Below are 19,781 nucleotides of genomic sequence, written 5' to 3'. Positions count from 1 at the left end.
ATATTCCTCTGGACAATATTAAAGGAGGTTTTTATAGATGAATGAATTAGTTGCAGATCGTCTTCCACCCCAAAATATTGAAGCGGAGCAGGCGGTTCTAGGGGCTATTTTTCTCGAGCCATCTTCCCTTACTTTAGCTTCTGAAATTTTGATTCCTGAGGACTTTTACCGTGCAGCCCACCAAAAGATTTTCAATGTGATGTTAAAGTTAAGCGATCAGGGAAAAGCAGTTGACTTAATTACCGTGACGGAAGAGCTTGCAGCAGCAAAGTTGATCGAGGATACAGGTGGAGTCAGCTATTTAAGTGAGCTTGCGGGATCTGTTCCGACAGCAGCTAATATTGAGTATTACGCAAAGATTGTTGAGGAGAAATCTCTTCTCCGCAGATTAATTCGTACGGCAACTGGCATTGCTCAGGACGGCTATACCCGTGAGGATGAGGTAGAGGTCCTACTAGGGGAAGCGGAAAAGAATATTCTAGAAGTAGCTCAACGGAAAAATGCAGGTGCCTTTCATAATATTAAGGATGTTCTTGTTCGCACATACGATAATATTGAAGTCATGCATAACCGGAAGGGCGACATTACAGGGCTTGAGACTGGTTTCGCCGAGCTTGATAAAATGACGGCTGGATTTCAGCGCAACGATTTGATTATTGTTGGGGCACGTCCTTCCGTTGGGAAAACGGCATTTGCCTTAAATGTTGCGCAAAATGTAGCAACTAAAACAGGGGAAAATATAGCGATTTTTAGCCTTGAGATGGGTGCCGAGCAGCTCGCCATGCGTATGCTCTGTGCAGAGGGAAATATTGACGCACAAAGACTGCGTACAGGCTCCTTGACGGATGAAGACTGGGGCAAGCTGACGATGGCGATGGGAAGCTTGTCGAATGCAGGGATATTTATCGATGATACACCTGGTGTGCGGATTACAGATATTCGTTCCAAATGCCGCCGTCTGAAGCAGGAGCATGGCCTTGGGATGATCTTAATTGATTACTTGCAGCTCATTCTCGGTAGCGGACGCTCTGGGGAAAACCGCCAGCAAGAAGTTTCGGAAATTTCCCGATCATTGAAAGGGTTAGCACGTGAATTACAAGTTCCTGTTATTGCTCTATCCCAGCTTTCCCGTGGAGTGGAGCAGCGTCAAGATAAAAGACCAATGATGTCTGATATCCGTGAATCAGGGAGTATCGAGCAGGATGCGGATATCGTCGCATTCCTTTACCGTGATGATTATTATGACAAGGAATCAGAGAATAAAAATATCATTGAGATCATCATCGCGAAGCAGCGTAATGGTCCAACAGGTACTGTGTCGCTTGCCTTTGTGAAAGAGTATAATAAATTCGTAAACTTAGAGAGAAGATATGATGATCCTCCTGGTGCTTAAAAAATTCATATAATTATAGTGGAAGATCCAGTTTTTATAGCTGGTTCTTTTTTATTTTCCTATTTTCATATAAATACGAACATATTTCAATAATTTAATAGAATAGTTCGTGTTTTGTTGACTTTTCCGTAAAAAGATTGCTAAAATGGTGTTGTTCAAATGGAAATCAATCGTGATTGATAAATCCGGAGGTGCTTGTAAAAATGTCATCAGTTGTCGTTGTTGGAACACAGTGGGGAGATGAGGGAAAAGGCAAAATTACCGATTTCTTATCTGAAAATGCTGAAGTCATTGCTCGATATCAAGGTGGAAACAATGCGGGCCATACGATTAAATTTAACGGGGAAACGTATAAACTGCATTTGATTCCCTCAGGGATTTTCTATCGTGAAAAGATCAGTGTGATCGGTAATGGGATGGTGGTTGACCCTAAAGCACTTATTAAGGAGATTGCCTATCTGCACGAAAAAGGAGTAGCAACTGATAACCTCCGCATAAGCAACCGTGCCCATGTCATTCTCCCATATCATCTTAAATTGGATGAAGTGGAGGAAGAGAGAAAAGGGGCGAATAAAATTGGAACAACGAAGAAGGGAATTGGCCCTGCCTATATGGATAAAGCAGCGAGGATTGGTATCCGTATTGCTGATTTATTAGATAAGGAAGTTTTTGAAGAAAAGCTTGCACGCAATCTGGAAGAAAAAAATCGTTTATTGGAACGTATTTATGATACACAGGGTTTTACAAAAGAAGAGATTTTAGATGAATATTATGAATATGGACAGCAGATCCGACATTATGTTTGTGATACATCAGTTGTACTTAATAATGCCCTTGATGAGGGGCGCAGAGTTCTCTTTGAAGGGGCACAAGGGGTCATGCTCGATATTGACCAGGGAACCTACCCATTTGTTACCTCTTCTAACCCTGTGGCCGGGGGAGTAACCATTGGTTCAGGTGTAGGCCCTTCCAAGATTAAACATGTTGTAGGTGTATGTAAAGCTTATACAACTCGAGTGGGGGACGGTCCATTTCCAACAGAGCTTGATAATGAAATTGGCCATCAAATCCGGGAAGTAGGCCGGGAATATGGAACAACGACAGGCCGTCCGCGCCGTGTCGGCTGGTTCGATAGTGTAGTTGTCCGCCATGCACGCCGTGTGAGCGGGCTTACAGATCTGTCATTGAATTCCGTAGATGTATTAACTGGAATTGAAACTTTAAAAATTTGTGTAGCCTACCGCTATAAAGGGGTAGTGATAGAGGAATTCCCTGCAAGCTTAAAGGTGCTGGCAGAATGTGAACCTGTTTATGAGGAACTGCCGGGCTGGAAAGAGGATATTACTGGCTGTAGAACATTAGATGAGCTACCCGCCAATGCACGGCACTACATTGAGCGCGTTTCACAAGTAACTGGAATTCCGTTATCCATCTTCTCAGTAGGCCCTGATCGCACACAAACTAATGTAGTAAGAAGCCCTTGGCGGCAAAACTAATAGCTATGAATATAAAAATCAGGATTTTTTAAAGGGAATGGTTAGGGCGCTGTCAAATAAGTCCGTAAAATTAAGCAAGTAGAAAAATTTATTACAACGGTGGTCATCAGCTTCCCACTCTCAATGCAAATTTACACAAAGAGGTCATCAATAGGCAAAGGGCATCCGATAAGCCGGATTTTGGCTGTTAGATGCCTTTTTTTGTCCAATTATGCAATTTAAATAAAACTTACCTTTACCAAACAGCTCATCTTCATTTCATTCTTATTAAAATTTAGGTTCAATCAATTTATTCAGGATTGCCTTGCGTTCAAATACTAAATTAATTTGAATAATTTATCAGATCCGATAGAGCCCCTCTCAGTAATGGCAACCATATCCATGATGATGGTAATGATGATGGTAAGGGTAACCGCCGTAACCCATACCATAGCCAGGATACCCACCATATCCCATGCCGTAACCAGGATACCCGCCATATCCGATACCATGACCAGGATATCCACCAACCCCCATGCCATAACCAGGATACCCACCATAGCCGGGATATCCTCCATACCCGAATTGTCTTTCCATTTTATATATCCCTCCTCAAATTATTACAGTCTTAGTATATGTGTCCATTTTTAAAGAGGAATAGGATATTTGCCTATTTGTAGAATAATGCAGAGTGTATGATAAAAAGTATTTTTTTTAAAAAGTATTGCACACTATTATATTTCTATGCTATTATAAAAAGCGTCGTCATAAACGAGCCATTAGCTGATTGCAGAAGCTTGCAGTCCGGAGCATTACATCAGCGAATAGCAGCTGTAGCAATCTGCGACAAATCACGCAGGGATTTGGAGCACATTTATGACTACAATCAATATTTAGGAAACAACATATTATACGAGCCATTAGCTCAGTTGGTAGAGCATCTGACTTTTAATCAGAGGGTCGAAGGTTCGAGTCCTTCATGGCTCACCATTTCTTAGGCCCGTTGGTCAAGCGGTTAAGACACCGCCCTTTCACGGCGGTAACACGGGTTCGAATCCCGTACGGGTCATGGCAAATGCCATCCAGTAAGCGGCAGGCAAGCCCGGCCACCTTGCTGGATGGCATTAATACATATAATACGGCTCAGTAGCTCAGTTGGTAGAGGATTTTAAAAGATTACAGCTACAAAGCAACCCTTCCCCGAATGGTAAACTTTTAAAATCTGCGACAAATCACGCAGGGATTTGGAGCACATTCTTTAAGCTAAACAAACTTTAGGAAACTATATTATATACGGCTCAGTAGCTCAGTCGGTAGAGCAAAGGACTGAAAATCCTTGTGTCGGCGGTTCGATTCCGTCCTGAGCCATTACCAAATAGAGTATGAACCTGTTCATACTCTATTTTTGTTACATAACTGTAATAATCCACTCTCTATAACAAGAAAATGTTTAAATACCGCGCTTATACCCTCTTTTATAAAAAATAGTAGGAAAAACCTAGTCATAATAAGCTTTATGTACTAGTCTTTCTCTTCATTTCGACAAAATTCAATCGACATTTTAGGCCCTTATGACAGTAAATTGTCATCATTTATACAATTATGTTACATTATGAAGTCAAATAGTCTATTAGATGGATTTTATGGTAAAGTATAGAAGTGAAAAAATTATGGTAAATAGAATAATAGTTATATAGCACTAATTGGAAGTGTATTTGTTGCCGTAGTCTAGGAGGATATACCAATGCAAGATTCGACAAATAAATTCACGAAGATCAAAACACATACATATAATAAATTTAAAACTGCCTTCAAAACTACCGCATTAACTGTTTTTGCTGTAGGTGCAATTTCTTTTGCTGCTGGTATTTCAGCACATGCCAATACTGAAAAGCTGACAACTGTTTACTATGTTTATGTAGATAAACAATATATTGGGACAGTTACTGATAAAACGGCCATAGAAGGTTTAATTGATAAGAAATTGAAAGAGGCTCAGTCCTCGAATGAAACGCTAAAGCTTTCTTTAAACTCTGAGGTTACATATGTACCAGAGCAGGTTTTCCATGCAAACTCTGAAACGAATCATACAGAGGTGGCAGAGGAAGTAATGAAAGAAATTAAGGTACAGGCCGAGGCTTCTGCCCTTATCATTGACGGGAATCCAGTTGCCTACGTCCAAAACCAAGATCAAGCAAATGAAATTATTAAAAACTTGAAGTTAAAATATGTGTCAGAAGATGAATTAAAAGCAGTTGAGGCAATGCAAACTTCTGATACTAGTACATTACCCCCATTGAAAGAAAATGAAACTCGTATATTAGACGTAAAACTTTCAAAAGAAGTTTCCATCAAAACTGAAAAAGTTGAGCCAGCAAATATTATTTCTGTTGGGGATGCTGTTAAGCTTCTTGAAAAGGGATCTTTAGAGGAAGTCAAATATATGGTGAAAGAAGGGGATGTGCTAGGTGGAATTGCACACGCTCATAACCTTAAAGTCGAGCAGCTGCTAGACCTTAATCCGGGATTATCAGAAGACTCCCTTCTGCAAATTGGTCAGGAATTGAACGTAACCATTTTAAAACCATTTATTCACGTAATTATTGATAAGGAATACTTCACAAATGAAGTGATCCCTTTTAAAAAAGAAGTAGTGGAAAATGCAAATATGTTCAAAGGGGATACAAAGGTTAAGCAAGAAGGAAAAGATGGAAAACGGGCTGCCACTTATCATATCTCCGTACAGAATGGGCAAGTGGTGACGAAGGAAATTGTAAAAGAGGAAATTCTTGAACAGCCTGTTAATCATATTGTCGTCAAAGGTACTAAGGTGATTCCATCACGCGGTGAAGGCAGCTTTATTTGGCCTGCGGTTGGAGGATATGTTTCAAGTCATGTAGGCAATCGCTGGGGAAGATTGCACAAAGGAATTGATATAGCGAGACCGAGCAATCGCACGATCAAAGCAGCTGATAATGGGGTAGTTGTATCTGCAGGCTATCAAGGCAGCTTTGGTAACAAAATTGTGATTGACCATCAGAATGGCTACCGTACCATCTATGCACATCTATCATCTATTAGTGTAAGCCCGGGACAAGTCGTTTCAAAGGGCTCCAAAATAGGAGTAATGGGGTCTACTGGAAATTCTACAGGTGTACATTTACATTTTGAACTTTATAAAAATGGTGCACTCCAAAACCCTCTAAAATATATTCGTTAATGATCAAAGTCTCTAGTTTCGATACTAGAGGCTTTTCTACTTTAACAAACTAGGTAATGGTAACTATTTAATAATTATCCAGCCCTGCCTCTGACATCCTAGAGAATACAACGTTTTTTCTTAATAGATGAATTCACATTTATAACATGTTAAAGTAAAATTGAATGATAATAAACAAAATCTATCAATCAAAATAAATCAATCTTCATGAAAAGGAGAATTACATGGAAAGAAAAATTCTAGTAGTTGATGACGAGAAGCCGATTGCTGACATATTGCAATTTAACTTAAAAAAAGAAGGCTTTGAAGTATTTTGTTCGTATGATGGAAATGACGCTCTCGAAAAAGTGGAAGAAATTAAACCAGACCTTATTCTTCTTGATATTATGCTTCCGCAGAGAGATGGAATTGAGGTTTGCCGGGAAGTAAGGAAAAAATACGATATGCCCATCATAATGCTGACAGCAAAGGATTCTGAAATTGATAAGGTTATCGGTCTTGAGCTTGGGGCAGATGACTATGTGACAAAGCCGTTCAGTACAAGAGAGTTAATTGCCCGTATCAAAGCGAATTTGAGAAGGCATCAGCATATGGCTGCCAATGCGAATGAAGAGGATGAGACGAATGAAATTACGGTCGGCACCTTAATCATTCATCCAGATGCTTATATTGTGTCAAAAAGAGGAGAAACCATTGAACTGACTCACCGTGAGTTTGAGCTTCTTCATTACTTGGCAAAGCATATTGGACAAGTCATGACCCGTGAGCATCTTCTTCAGACAGTTTGGGGTTATGATTATTTCGGGGATGTTCGGACAGTTGACGTAACTGTTCGAAGACTCCGAGAGAAAATTGAGGATAACCCAAGTCATCCAACCTGGATTGTGACAAGAAGGGGAGTTGGGTACTATTTACGAAACCCTGAACAGGAGTAAGGACATTCAATGAAAAAGGTAGGCTTTTTTCGTTCTATTCATCTTAAGTTTGTCATCATCTATGTGTTGCTCATATTGATTGCCATGCAAATTATTGGCGTTTACTTTGTTAGACAATTAGAATCCACACTTAAGGATAATTTTAAAACAACCATCCAGGATCGTGTAAATCTGCTTGCTTATTATCTGGAGGAGCAGATGACGAAGGAGCGCTTGCCCGATGAGGAGGGTCCGACCCTAGAGGAAGATGTTTACCGGCTGTTAAGAGATTATAATTCGGAAGACATTACTGAGGTTAGGGTTATTGAGGGGGATACGTTAAAAATCCTGGGAACCTCTGACCCTGATAACCAAGGCGTTGTCGGGCAAAGAGATACTGATACATTAATAAGAATGACGCTTGCCACCTCTCAACAGGCAAGTGACGAGCTTATTGATTCCCAAACGGACAATCGAATCTGGGTTTTAGTTACACCGATTAAGCATAATGGCGAGGTAAGAGGAGCCATCTACCTCGTTGCAAAAATAGAAAATGTATTCGAGCAGATGCGGCAAATTAACAGTATCTTTATTTCCGGTACAGCAATTGCCCTTGCCATTACAGCGATTTTGGGTGTCCTTCTAACTCAAACCATTACACGGCCAATGTCAGATATGAGAAGACAGGCTCTTGCTATGGCGAAGGGAAACTTCTCCCGTAAAGTTAAAATATATGGCAATGATGAAATTGGCCAGCTAGCCATGACCTTTAACAATTTAACGAAAAAATTGCAGGAAGCTCAGGCTACAACTGAGGGGGAAAGACGCAAGCTGTCATCTGTACTCTCCTATATGACAGACGGAGTGATTGCAACAGATCGAAAAGGAAGGGTTATTTTAATCAATGAACCTGCTGCCGACATGCTGAATGTTTCACGTGAAACAGTTTTATCGATGCCGATTGTTTCACTTCTTGGTCTTGATGAAGATTATACATTTGATGAATTGCTATCTGAACGGGATTCAATCATTTTGGACTATAGCAAGCCTTCAAATACATTAATCCTGAGAGCTAATGTTTCTGTCATTCAGAAGGAAACGGGATTTGTTAATGGACTCATTACTGTTCTCCATGATATTACGGAGCAGGAAAAGATTGATATGGAGCGCCGGGAATTTGTTGCAAATGTTTCCCATGAGCTGAGAACGCCACTAACAACAATGAGAAGTTATTTAGAGGCCTTGGCAGAAGGGGCTTGGCAGGATGAAGAAATTGCTCCGAAATTCTTAGATGTAACTCAGACGGAGACAGAGCGAATGATTCGCCTTGTTAATGATCTGCTTCAGCTTTCAAAAATGGACAGCCGGGAATTAAGCTTGAAGAAGGAATGGATAGATGTTATTAGGTTCTATAATCGAATTATCGACCGTTTTGAATTATCGAAACAGCAGAATGTTACTTTTGAAAGAAAACTCCCCGACCATTCAGCGTTCGTTGAAATGGATGGAGACAAACTAACGCAGGTTATTGATAATATCATTTCGAATGCTCTTAAATACTCCCCAGAGGGTGGAAAAATAACCTTTAGGCTTGAGGAACAGAATGAATTTGTCGTTATTAGTGTTTCTGACCAGGGAGTAGGGATACCGAAGGAAAATATCAATAAGATCTTTGAACGATTTTACCGGGTGGATAAGGCTAGAACGAGAAAACTTGGAGGCACTGGATTAGGGCTTGCAATCGCTAAAGAAATGGTAGAAGCACACGGCGGGGAAATATGGGCGACAAGTAAAGAAGGAAAAGGAACAACCATTTCGTTCAGCCTGCCATATGATCGTACTGAAGAGGATGATTGGGAATGACATATGAAAATATTAAATCACTCATATTAGTCATTTTAGTATGCTTTAGTGTGCTATTAACATGGAGCATCTGGACATATCAGCCCAACTTAGAAACGATGAAAAAAACAAAAACAGTTCAAGAAGTCGCCATCAGTGAGAAAAAGGATGCCGAAGAGATTGTTAAGCCAGACAGAGTGATCTACCATTATACGAAGGAAAAGCATTTTGGGACGACAGATGCGGGTGAAATTGATAAGATCATTTCTGAAATTAGCAGATGGAATTTTACAGATTTTATAAATGTCACTAGTGAAATAAAGAATTACCCATCATTCATTCATAATTCCGGAAATGCAGTCATTCTTTTTCCGGATTCGATACCAATTGATTTTTACCGAACAATCATTGATATGAAGGAAAAAAAGATCCCAGATTTTTATTTTGACCGAATTGTTATTGATACTGAGGGAATTCAAAAGGATCAAGGATTTGTCTATTTCATCTCATCTGAAAAGGGCCAGGCTTTCCGAAGCCAAGTGCCTGCATCCTTCGTGCAAAGTTTTTATAATGGCTTTTTTAATAATGCCGAATATAGCCTTCATTATGCTAAGTACTTTCTGTTTAAGGTTTCTAGCAATCGGGTTATTTACCTGCCAGAGGATGCGCCTAAAATGCTTCAATATCAGTTTTTATCGACTCCTTTAGAGTCAGAAAAGTTCAAGAATGCTTTGTTTAAGGATCCTACTGTCGTCAAGAAGAGCTTTCAGCAATCTGGAGAGGAATACACAAATGGCTCAAGCTTAATGCGTGTGAATAACGATCGAAATACACTCTCATATGTGAATCCAGTAGGAGGCAGCGAAAGCCAATTGACTTCAAAAAGCCTTCTGAAAAGGAGTATTGATTTTGTCAATGATCATGGGGGCTGGACCGATAATTACCGTTTTGTTGAAATGGACGAAACGAGCCGCCAGGTATTGTTCCGTATTTATGATGACAAAGGATATCCTATTTTTAGTGAAGGCAGCGGAATTTCAGAAATTCGCGAAACTTGGGGCCAAAGTGAAATCTATAAGTATTTCAGGAGTAACTTTTTAATTGGGCTCAGAATGGAAGCGACTGAAGTTAATCTTCCATCAGGACAAGAGGCCCTTGGGTTATTGGAATTGAAAGGAATTGAACTGGCTCATCTGCAGGATATGATGCTCGGCTATGCGATGGAAAAGGATTCAAGGCTAGTGTATTTAGAGCCCAGCTGGTTCTATAAATATAATGGTTCCTGGAATCAGTTATCCATTGATGAGACAATGGGAGGGGCTAATCGTGGATTGGAGTAGAATCAAAACCATTTTCATATTAACCTTCCTCGTCTTGGATATCTATTTAATGTATGAGTTTTTTAAGCTAAACGACTCCAGCCAGTATGAGTATAGTACAGAAACTTCCTTTGAAAAGCGATTAAAGGCAGACGAAATCGAGTATGTTGAGCTCCCAAAAAACTATGCAAAAGATACGTATTTAAGTGCAAAGCCGAAAAACTTCAATAATGATGAAATTGAATCATTAGAGAGAACGAAGCTAAAGGGGCAGAGACTGCAAGTCAATACAGGCAATGTGCTAAAGTTTGTTCTTGATAAGCCATATGAGCTTAGTGATAAATTGGATACGGCAGAAATAAATTCATTTGTCAAAAATAATGTTTTGTATGGGGATCAATATCGTTTTTGGAAGAAGGAAGAGAATGCGATTACGTATTACCAACAATTCGATGATAAGGTTTTCTATCATAATATGAGCGGCGAGCTAACTATTTATTTAAATGAAGAGAATGATATTGTGACCTATCAGCAATCCATGCTAGAGGAAATTGAAGAACTATCAGAAGAACAGAAGATTATCCAGCCCTTGAAGGCGATTGAAACGCTATATGAAAATGGCTCCTTAAAGCCAAAGAGTAAGATTACAAATGTGGAGCTTGGCTATTTCAACTTTGTTCAAACAAGCACGTCACAGGTACTGACTCCTGCATGGCGGTTTGTGATTAATGATAAAGAAGATGTATTTGTTCACGCCTTTGAAGGGCAGATCATCCAATTAAACAACGAAGATAAAAATATAGTGGAGTGAGAGAATATGCGATTCAGCGTACTCGCGAGTGGTAGTACGGGGAATGCGATCTTTGTCGAGACTGAGGATCATTCGTTTCTTGTCGATGCGGGCTTGAGCGGAAAGCAAATGGAAGCCTTGTTTCAAAAGATTGACCGGGATATGGGGAAGCTCTCTGGCATCTTAGTAACACATGAACATAGTGATCATATTAAAGGTGTCGGGATACTCGCAAGAAAATATAAATTACCCGTCTATGCAAATGAAAAGACATGGAATGCAATGGATGGTTTAATAGGACAGGTCCCTGTGGAGCAGAAATTTACTTTTTCCATGGAGACGGTTAAATCATTTGGTTCATTAGATATTGAATCTTTTGGGGTTTCACATGATGCCGCAGATCCGATGTTTTATGTGTTCCACCATTCTGGGAAAAAGCTCGTTTTGATTACGGATACAGGGTATGTAAGTGATCGAATGAAGGGGCTCATATCTAATGCGGACGCGTATGTGTTTGAAAGCAACCATGATGTTCAAATGCTGCGGATGGGCCGATATCCATGGAGCATTAAAAGACGAATTCTCAGTGATGTCGGACATGTATCCAATGAGGATGCGGCGATCGCAATGAGTGAAGTGGCCGGTGATCGGACAAAGCGCTTTTATCTGGCACACTTAAGCCAGGATAATAATATTAAGGAACTAGCAAGAATGTCAGTAACGCAGACGCTTGAAAGCAGAGGCATTATTGTGGGAGAGCAGTTTGAGCTGTATGATACAGATCCAAAGACACCGACAGCACTGACGGCAGTTTAAGGTGGATGTAGGAAAGGAGTGGGGAGCCTCTTGTGAGGGGCTTCCTGCTCCTTTTTATTATTAAAAAAATGGTTCTAACTTATGAACAAACTCGTAAGATTGCTGATTTGACCAGCATTTCAATAGATTCTTAAAAAGAGGCGAGTATAATAATAAATAAGGTGGAAGAATAGAACTTAGCACTTATATTTGACACCTTTTAAATAGAGCTTGTAAGAAGTTTCTAAATGAAATAAAGGAAAGGAATGGTCCAGTGTGGGTTATTATGATCAAGATTATCAAAACCGGTATAAGAAGCAAAAGGGAAATAGGGGCGGCTATTTTTTAGCAAGTCTTGTCGGGGCAATTCTAGGTGCCATTCTTGTACTTATTGCCATCCCGAAATTAGCTGATTTTAATGTATTGCCTTATTCTGTTCAGCCAGATGCGCAGTTAGAAGAGAGTGCTGCATCTAATAACAACGCAAATATTCCTACTGAAAATGTTTCATTGAATGTAGTTTCAGACGTAACAAAAGCGGTAGATAAAGCAGGGGATGCGGTTGTTGGGGTATCCAATATTCAATCAACAAGCTTCTGGGGTGAAGGCAGCAACGGTGGAAACGTGGAAGAGCCTGCTGGAACAGGGTCAGGCGTCATTTATAAAAAGTCCGGAAATAAAGCTTTTGTTGTCACGAATCATCATGTAGTGGAGAATGCTAGTAAGCTAGAGGTTACACTAGCGGATGGGACGAAGGTTCCAGCCGAGCTTCGAGGCAGTGATATTTGGACGGATCTTGCTGTCCTGGAAATTGATGCGAAGGACGTAAAAGCCATTGCCGAGTTCGGAAATTCCGATTCCTTAAAAGCGGGAGAACCGGTGATCGCCATTGGAAATCCGCTGGGTCCAACCTTTTCTGGGTCAGTGACACAAGGGATTATCTCCGGATTAGAGCGGACCATTCCAGTAGATATTAACCGTGATGGCGTCATTGACTGGAATGCCGAAGTACTTCAAACAGATGCAGCGATTAACCCTGGTAACAGTGGCGGAGCCTTAGTCAATATTAAAGGGCAGGTCATTGGAATTAACTCCATGAAAATAGCCCAGAGTGCAGTTGAAGGAATTGGCTTAGCGATCCCAATCAACTCCGCACTTCCGATTATTAATGATCTTGAAAAATTCGGCGATGTCAAAAGACCATATATGGGTGTAGATTTAAAATCCGTTAACGAAATCCCATCTTACTATCAGCAGGAGGCATTGAAGCTGCCAAGAGACGTGAACTATGGTGTTGCTTTAAGGCAAGTTGTGCCAAACTCACCAGCTGCACAAGCGGGATTGCAGGAGCTCGATGTAATCGTTGAAATGGATGGAGAACAAATCAAAGATGTCGTAGACCTTCGAAAGCACCTTTACAATAAAAAGAAAGTCGGCGACCAAATGAAAGTGAAATTCTACCGCGATGGAAAGCTTCAGGAAGTAACGGTGAAACTGAGTGGGGAAACGTTTTAAATAAGTGAATAGGATTTGAGACAGGGGAGCGATAATTGCTCTCCTGTTTTTTTGAATTTGAAAGAAGGCTTAAACTGTGAATAACTTTTTGCAGGTCTGGCTATATAAAAAATGTGGGTGCTTTCACATTTGTTTTTGTTTTGTTAAGATGAAATGTGGATAACTGAAAAACGATGTGGATTTTAAATTATCCACAATACAATTTTAGAAACTAGGTGGAATGAGCATGAAAGAAAACGAGCAAATCATATACAGCTGTGACGAACATGTTGATATAGCAATAGATACAATCGTTGATGAGTATGAGACCTTTCCAATGTTAACGAAAATTTCAGACGAGAAAAAGTTATCAACACCCTGTGAATATTGTCGAAATCAGGCAATATATCTTGTGGCGAACGAATGATCTCACACAATATGTGGATAGAAAATGTGGATATGTGGATAACTCCTGTTGATATCTTGTTTGTAAAGTGAGGATGACTTGTGAATATCTCGATAGTTACCGTTGGAAAATTAAAAGAGAAGTATTTAAAACAGGGAATCGATGAATATCTAAAGCGATTATCTGCTTATGCCAAAATGGATATTATTGAAGTTCCAGATGAAAAGGCACCAGAAGAGTTGAGTGAGACTGAAATGCTGCAGGTGAAGCAAAAGGAAGGCGAGCGGATTCTAGCCAAAATTAATCCGGATGCCCATGTGATTGCTCTTGCGATTGAAGGGAAGATGAAATCATCGGAGGAGCTTGCTGACACGTTGGACAAGCTTGCTACATATGGGAAGAGTAAGGTGGCGTTTGTAATTGGCGGATCGCTGGGGTTGAGTGAGGATGTGTTGAAGCGGGCTAATGAGAAATTGAGTTTTTCAAAGATGACGTTTCCGCATCAGTTGATGAGGTTGGTTTTAGTGGAACAGGTTTATCGGGCTTTTCGGATAAATCGGGGGGAACCGTATCATAAGTAAGTGCGGTTTTATATAAATAAGGTTTTTGTATTCCTAATAAAGAAACTCGCCATGCTTGGCGAGTCTTACTTTTTTATATACCAAAAACGATGCCAATACGACTGCCATTTCGGCACGTATTTTAAGAAAAGCACCTCAAAACGGAACCCTTAATGCTGAAATGCACCATGGTTGAAGAGTGCTTGAAAGCTTGATTAAGCTACATGTTGGTATATATATAGAAAAAGTCATGCGGAGTGTTAGCCTGAATTTTTTAATATGTTTTTAGAAAAGCCCAGGTAGAAAGGTTATAGCTTGTTTCGAACCTTCCCCGGTTTAATTGTTGTCGCTGAATTTTAAGCTGATGAATTTTTCTTCCATCATTTCGCGCATGGCATATTTAACGCCTTCTCTGCCTACGCCACTGTCTTTCCAGCCGCCATAGGGCATATTGTCGATTCTGTAGGTGGGAATGTCGTTCACAATGACACCGCCTGTTTCCAAGCGGGTGGCCGCATAGAAGGCACGTTCAATGCTTGGCGTGATGATTCCGGAATTCAAACCGTAGCGGGAATCGTTTGCTTCGGCTATTGCATTGTCCAGGGTATCAAACGGTGCAATACAAACGACTGGTCCGAAAACTTCAAAACGAGACACTTTTGAATCACGGTTCACATTGGTTAGAACCGTTGGTGCCAAAACATTGCCTTCCACCGTTCCACCGCATTCGATTTTCGCGCCTTCCTGAACGGCTTCATTGATCCAGCTCTGTAGACGATCTAAAGACTTTTTCGAAATAACCGCGGTGATATTCGTCTTTTCATCCAGTGGTGAACCAATCACCAGTTGCTTCGTTCTGCTGACGAATCGCTCCAAGAATTCGCCGTATAAGGATTGATGGACATAAATCCTCTGAATTGAAATACACACTTGGCCATTATAGGAAAAAGCCCCCATGACCGATCGCTCGATCAATTGGTCAATATCGACACCTTCGTCGATGATAAATGGTGAATTAGACCCAAGTTCAAGTGTGAGTTTGCGAAACCCGGCCTGCTGCTGAATGATATGACCGACTTCCACACTCCCCGTAAATGTCACCTTTTTTACATAGGGATGTGTGGTTAATGCCTCACTTAAAACATCTCCCTTGCCCGGAATAATGTTTAGCACTCCGTCCGGCAGCCCCGCTTCTTTAAAAGCCTCTGCTAAAAATAAAGAAGAAATCGGCGTTTGTTCGGCTGGTTTCAACACGATCGCATTCCCTGCAGCAATGGCCGGCCCGACCTTGTGGGCAACAAGATTAAACGGAAAATTGAACGGGGTAATAGCCGTCACCACACCAATTGGCGTGCGAATCGTAAATCCAAAGCGGTTTTCCCCGCCTTCAGCTGCATCCATCGGAATTTGTTCCCCGTAATTACTCTTGGCGGCTTCTGCTGCGAAACGATAGGTTTGCACTGTGCGATTTATTTCCTCGCGAGCATTACGGATGGATTTTGCACCCTCTAGCGCCATGATTTCCGCACATTCCAAGCTTCGTTCCTCCAGGATGTCGGCGACTTTTGCTAAAATTTTGGCACGGGCATGCGCCGGATAGTTCCTAAATTTTTGAAAAGCCGCATTTGCCTCGACAATCGCCTCTATGGCATCGGCTGGCTCTGCCTGGCCAATATCTGAAAGAAACTCATTTGTATGGGGACTATATAAAGGTTCATACGTTTTTGCTTCTCGCCATTTTCCGCCAATCCACAATTGCCATTTCTTTTTCACCTGATAAACCTCCTATAATTTACAAATATAATCACCAAGTGTTTTTGATAACTTGACATTCTCCGAATAATCAACATCCACATCAATCAGCACAATTTCGTTACTCGATAGTGCTTTTTCAAGCATGGGAAGCAATTCATCAGAATGAGTCACTTTCATCCCTTTTACCCCAAAGCTTTTGGCAAAATCTAAAAAGTTTGGATCTGTAAATTCAATATTCGCTGACCGATTAAATTTATTCAGCTGTTTCCATTCGATTAAGCCAAATTTCGAATCATGAAAAATAATGACCACAAACGCTAGTCCTAGCCGTTTGGCTGTTGCAAGCTCGACCCCATTCATGAGGAAACCACCATCACCCGTTACCGCAATTACTGGTTTTTCCGGATGGGCAAGTTTCGCGGCAATAGCTCCAGGTACGGCAATACCCATCGTTGCCCAGCCATTTGAGATAATCGTATGATTTGGCTTTTCAGGCTGATACAAGCGGGCAATCCACAATTTATGGGCCCCAACATCTGAAATAATAATGGCTTCGCCTTTTTCTGCTTTTTTTATATCGGCAATGATTCGCTGTGGTTTCACGGGGCTTCCTGACAGCTCATCGGAAGCATGCAATTTTTCCACCAGCTGCTCCTTTAACTTCACAACTGCCGGCCACAGTTCTTTCTTTTCAACCAAAGGGCTTAACGCCTCTAGTGCTTCCTTCACATTCCCAACTAATTCAGCTTCAAGTGGATAGTAGGCATCGACCTCCGCTGGAAGGCTGTCAATATGAACAATTCTGTTCCCGGCCTCGTCATTCCAATATTTTGGTAAGTATTCTACAAAATCATAGCCAACCGTAATAATTAAATCCGCTTGATCAAATCCGCAAAGAACATAGTCTTTGGCTTGCATTCCTACTGTATATAGTGTTAAAGGATGATTGGCTGGCAGAACGCCTTTCGCCATAAAGGTGTTTACGACCGGAATATTTTTTGCTTCGGCAAACTGTCTTAACTCTACGGCAGCCTCATCGCGAATCACGCCGTTTCCTGCTAAAATAATTGGCTTTTTCGAACGGTTTATTGCCTCGGCTGCTTTGTTCAAAGAACTTCTTGAAGGACTGGAAGATGGCTTTTGCGATACTGGAAGTGGCTTTCCTTCCGTTTCTTGCATGGCGATATCCTCAGGAAGCTCAATATGAACAGCGCCAGGTTTCTCCAGTACGGCTTGTTTAAATGCTTTACGGACGATTTCCGGAATCGTGTGGGCTACCCGGATTTGTTGATTCCATTTGGTGATTTTATCAAAAACACCGACAATATCTACATATTGATGGGATTCTTTATGGATTCTCTCCAAACTCGCTTGACCTGTGATGGCGACAAGCGGTGCATGGTCAAGAAAGGCATCCCCGATTCCGGTTAGTAAATTGGTTGCACCCGGCCCAAGTGTGGCTAAGCAAACACCGGGTTTACCGGTTAAGCGGCCATATACATCAGCCATAAATGCGGCCGCCTGTTCATGATGAACCAGGATTAGTTCAATATCTGACTCAATCAGAGAATCAACGAAATCAGTGTTCTCCTCGCCGGGGATCCCAAATATGTATTTAACCCCTTCATTCTCTAAACATTTCACAAATAAATCCGAAGCTTTCAATTCATCGCCCCCATTTCCTAATTTTTTCGTTTGCTTATTTTCCCTCGCAATGGAAGAAATATGTAGGAATGTATAAACTTTTAAAACCTGTATAAATTAAGCCCATATGTCTTTTTAAGGGGCTGGATTCAGATGTATATCGCAAATATTTTGATTGTTATAGTAATAGGATTAGGAGCGCTTATTCTTCTCGGGATTATTATTTTTCTTGTTTACTTATACATATTTGACCGTAATCAAAAGGCCCACTCGATTTTACGCAACTATCCCGCGCTTGGCAGGATGCGTTATTTTTTAGAAAAAATAGGTCCGGAATTTCGCCAATATTGGTTCAACAGTGATACGGAAGGGAAGCCATTTTCACGCGACGAATATGAGCATATTGTGAAAAGTGCTAAATACAAAAGGGATGTCGTTGCATTTGGATCAAAACGGGATTTTGATGAGGAAGGTCTCTATATCCGCAACGCGATGTTCCCTAGACTTGCCGAAGAAATAAAAATGGACCGTGAAACAAAAGTGTTTACGAAACGATACATCCTATTGAAGGACCCGCTTTTTTCCCAACGTGAGGAAAAATGGGAGGACGAGGACTCGCTCGCCCAGTTATTGCATGATGATGATGCCGTCGTCATTGGCCCGGACACCAAATTTCCATTTGTTCTGAAAGGCCTTATCGGCATGTCGGCAATGAGTTATGGAGCACTTGGAAAAAGTGCCATTACTGCCTTATCAAAAGGATTGGCATTGGCAAAAGGCGCGTGGATGAATACCGGTGAAGGTGGATTATCCCCTTATCATTTAGAAGGAGGGGTCGATATCATCATGCAGATTGGCCCAGGCCTATTTGGGATTCGAGATAAAAATGGCGAGGTTGATTGGGACGAGTTGAAGAGGAAAAGTGAAATCCCCCAAGTAAAAGCCTTTGAACTTAAACTTGCTCAAGGAGCCAAAACACGTGGCGGCCATATTGACGGTGAAAAAGTAACTCCGGAAATCGCGGAGATTCGCAAGGTAGAGGCATGGAAATCCGTTGATAGTCCAAACCGCTTTCACCAATTTAGCGATGTGGGTTCACTGTGCGAATTTATTGAAAAAATACGTGAACATACCGGCAAGCCTGTAGGAATGAAGATTGTGGTTGGTGGGAATGACAGCGTCGAAGAATTAGCCAAGTATATGCGCGATACCGGAAAAGGACCTGATTTTATAACGGTTGACGGCGGTGAAGGAGGTACGGGGGCATCCTATCAGGAATTAATAGACACTGTGGGCTTGCCTATTAAATCAGCCCTGCCCATTTTAGTCGCCACTCTAAAAAAATATGGGGTCCGTGACCGGGTCAAAATCATTGCCTCTGGCAAGCTATTCACCCCTGACCGAATAGCCATCGCTCTGGCTATGGGGGCTGACCTAGTCAACATCGCGCGTGGATTTATGATCACGGTTGGATGTATCCAAACCTTGAAATGCAATTCAAACGCCTGTCCAGTCGGCGTTGCGACAACAGACCCTAATCTCCAAAAGGCACTTGTCATTGATGAAAAGAAATTTCGGGTAGTAAATTACCTAGTTACCCTAAGACAGGGATTGTTTCGAATTTCAGCAGCGGCGGGCATTGACTCTCCCATTCATTTCCGGCCGAAACATATCAGCTACAAAGACGAAAAAGGCGTCGTGACATCACTTGAAAGAATTTTAAAAGAAATCCAGGAACAAGTGGATGCTGGGTAAAACTGTCCGTGCCTGTCCCTCCCCGAATTTTGAGATGTTGATTCCTGCATCTGGGGTCAAGAGTATCCGCTCTTATCGGTTGGGGGATCATGTTAAGTACCCGATCAGGTAAATAGTCAAAAATCGCTTAAATAGACGGATAGATTCCGCCTATTGACTCGAAAAACGTGAAAATGGGGGATTTTCTTTGCATAATCGGAAAATCTCCCCTTATTTTACTTTACTTAATTAAGGACAAGAATTCTTATTTAAAAGGAAGTGAGATGAACGGGTTTTAGGCGCTTTAATTTTAGCATTCTTTTTGAAATCCAAGAGAACCTCATTTTGATGCGTTGCGGTGAACCGTACCGTAAGTAGGTGCGGTTTTTTAAAAGGACCACCAAAACGTAAATTTTACAATGTTTTAGGTGGTCTTGAAT

At 41.2% G+C, this 19,781-nt stretch carries 15 protein-coding genes and 3 tRNA genes; 15 read left to right on the top strand and 3 right to left on the bottom strand.

The window, feature by feature from the left end:
• Positions 1-37 precede the first annotated feature (37 nt).
• Together dnaB and V7164_RS09605 are read left to right on the top strand one after the other, a co-directional pair.
• A complete protein-coding gene (gene dnaB / locus V7164_RS09610) occupies positions 38-1,393 on the top strand; it encodes a replicative DNA helicase (RefSeq protein WP_066296068.1) in 1,356 nt (451 codons plus the stop codon).
• A 203-nt stretch (positions 1,394-1,596) separates the two neighbouring features.
• Entirely contained in the window at positions 1,597-2,889 is a 1,293-nt protein-coding gene (locus V7164_RS09605) for an adenylosuccinate synthase (RefSeq protein WP_335345065.1), read from the top strand.
• Positions 2,890-3,249: 360 nt separating this feature from the next.
• On the opposite strand, the gene V7164_RS09600 is transcribed toward V7164_RS09605, so the two are convergent.
• Positions 3,250-3,465, bottom strand: a complete 216-nt coding sequence (locus V7164_RS09600) for a hypothetical protein (RefSeq protein WP_335345064.1) — start codon at positions 3,463-3,465, stop codon at positions 3,250-3,252.
• Positions 3,466-3,782: 317 nt separating this feature from the next.
• On the opposite strand from V7164_RS09600, the gene V7164_RS09595 reads away from it, so the two are divergent.
• The 12 genes from V7164_RS09595 (at position 3,783) to rlmH (ending at position 14,229) form a co-directional block, all read left to right on the top strand.
• A tRNA-Lys gene (locus V7164_RS09595) sits at positions 3,783-3,858 on the top strand.
• 7 nt (positions 3,859-3,865) lie between these two features.
• Positions 3,866-3,937 (top strand) — tRNA-Glu (locus V7164_RS09590).
• 226 nt (positions 3,938-4,163) lie between these two features.
• A tRNA-Phe gene (locus tag V7164_RS09585) sits at positions 4,164-4,236 on the top strand.
• A gap of 376 nt (positions 4,237-4,612) precedes the next feature.
• On the top strand, positions 4,613-6,088 hold the full coding sequence (locus V7164_RS09580) for a M23 family metallopeptidase (protein ID WP_335345063.1): 1,476 nt from the start codon (positions 4,613-4,615) through the stop codon (positions 6,086-6,088).
• A 224-nt stretch (positions 6,089-6,312) separates the two neighbouring features.
• Positions 6,313-7,023, top strand: a complete 711-nt coding sequence (yycF, locus tag V7164_RS09575) for a response regulator YycF (RefSeq protein ID WP_335345062.1) — start codon at positions 6,313-6,315, stop codon at positions 7,021-7,023.
• Positions 7,024-7,032: 9 nt separating this feature from the next.
• On the top strand, positions 7,033-8,865 hold the full coding sequence (walK, locus tag V7164_RS09570; RefSeq protein WP_335345061.1) for a cell wall metabolism sensor histidine kinase WalK: 1,833 nt from the start codon (positions 7,033-7,035) through the stop codon (positions 8,863-8,865).
• Complete coding sequence (locus V7164_RS09565; protein ID WP_335345060.1) at positions 8,862-10,184, top strand: YycH family regulatory protein; 1,323 nt, start codon at positions 8,862-8,864, stop codon at positions 10,182-10,184. Before walK ends, V7164_RS09565 begins: the two co-directional genes overlap by 4 nt.
• Complete coding sequence (locus V7164_RS09560; RefSeq protein ID WP_335345059.1) at positions 10,171-10,974, top strand: two-component system regulatory protein YycI; 804 nt, start codon at positions 10,171-10,173, stop codon at positions 10,972-10,974. Before V7164_RS09565 ends, V7164_RS09560 begins: the two co-directional genes overlap by 14 nt.
• Before the next feature lie 6 nt (positions 10,975-10,980).
• The gene (locus V7164_RS09555) at positions 10,981-11,769 is read left to right on the top strand and encodes an MBL fold metallo-hydrolase (protein ID WP_335345058.1); all 789 of its coding nucleotides are present in this window, start codon (positions 10,981-10,983) and stop codon (positions 11,767-11,769) included.
• A gap of 255 nt (positions 11,770-12,024) precedes the next feature.
• Positions 12,025-13,263: a S1C family serine protease gene (locus tag V7164_RS09550; RefSeq protein WP_335345057.1), complete on the top strand. Its 1,239-nt coding sequence runs from the start codon at positions 12,025-12,027 to the stop codon at positions 13,261-13,263.
• Positions 13,264-13,489: 226 nt separating this feature from the next.
• Complete coding sequence (locus tag V7164_RS09545) at positions 13,490-13,669, top strand: CxxH/CxxC protein (protein ID WP_438823991.1); 180 nt, start codon at positions 13,490-13,492, stop codon at positions 13,667-13,669.
• 80 nt (positions 13,670-13,749) lie between these two features.
• Positions 13,750-14,229 carry a 23S rRNA (pseudouridine(1915)-N(3))-methyltransferase RlmH gene (rlmH, locus tag V7164_RS09540; protein WP_335345056.1) on the top strand — a complete coding sequence of 160 codons (480 nt, stop codon included), beginning with the start codon at positions 13,750-13,752 and terminating at the stop codon, positions 14,227-14,229.
• Positions 14,230-14,544: 315 nt separating this feature from the next.
• Here the strand turns inward: rlmH and V7164_RS09535 are convergent, their stop codons facing one another.
• Both V7164_RS09535 and V7164_RS09530 read right to left on the bottom strand, forming a co-directional pair.
• Positions 14,545-15,981 carry an aldehyde dehydrogenase family protein gene (locus V7164_RS09535; protein WP_335345055.1) on the bottom strand — a complete coding sequence of 479 codons (1,437 nt, stop codon included), beginning with the start codon at positions 15,979-15,981 and terminating at the stop codon, positions 14,545-14,547.
• A gap of 12 nt (positions 15,982-15,993) precedes the next feature.
• Positions 15,994-17,628 (bottom strand): acetolactate synthase large subunit, encoded by a 1,635-nt coding sequence (locus tag V7164_RS09530; RefSeq protein ID WP_335345054.1) that lies wholly within the window; start codon positions 17,626-17,628, stop codon positions 15,994-15,996.
• 132 nt (positions 17,629-17,760) lie between these two features.
• On the opposite strand from V7164_RS09530, the gene V7164_RS09525 reads away from it, so the two are divergent.
• Positions 17,761-19,362 (top strand): FMN-binding glutamate synthase family protein, encoded by a 1,602-nt coding sequence (locus V7164_RS09525; RefSeq protein ID WP_335353987.1) that lies wholly within the window; start codon positions 17,761-17,763, stop codon positions 19,360-19,362.
• Positions 19,363-19,781: the final 419 nt, after the last annotated feature.

This window comes from Bacillus sp. JJ1474 (genome assembly GCF_036965225.1).
GTDB lineage: Bacteria > Bacillota > Bacilli > Bacillales > Cytobacillaceae > Cytobacillus.
The sequence above is the reverse complement of the archived record's forward strand: the minus strand, read 5'-3'. Positions and strand labels throughout refer to the sequence as shown.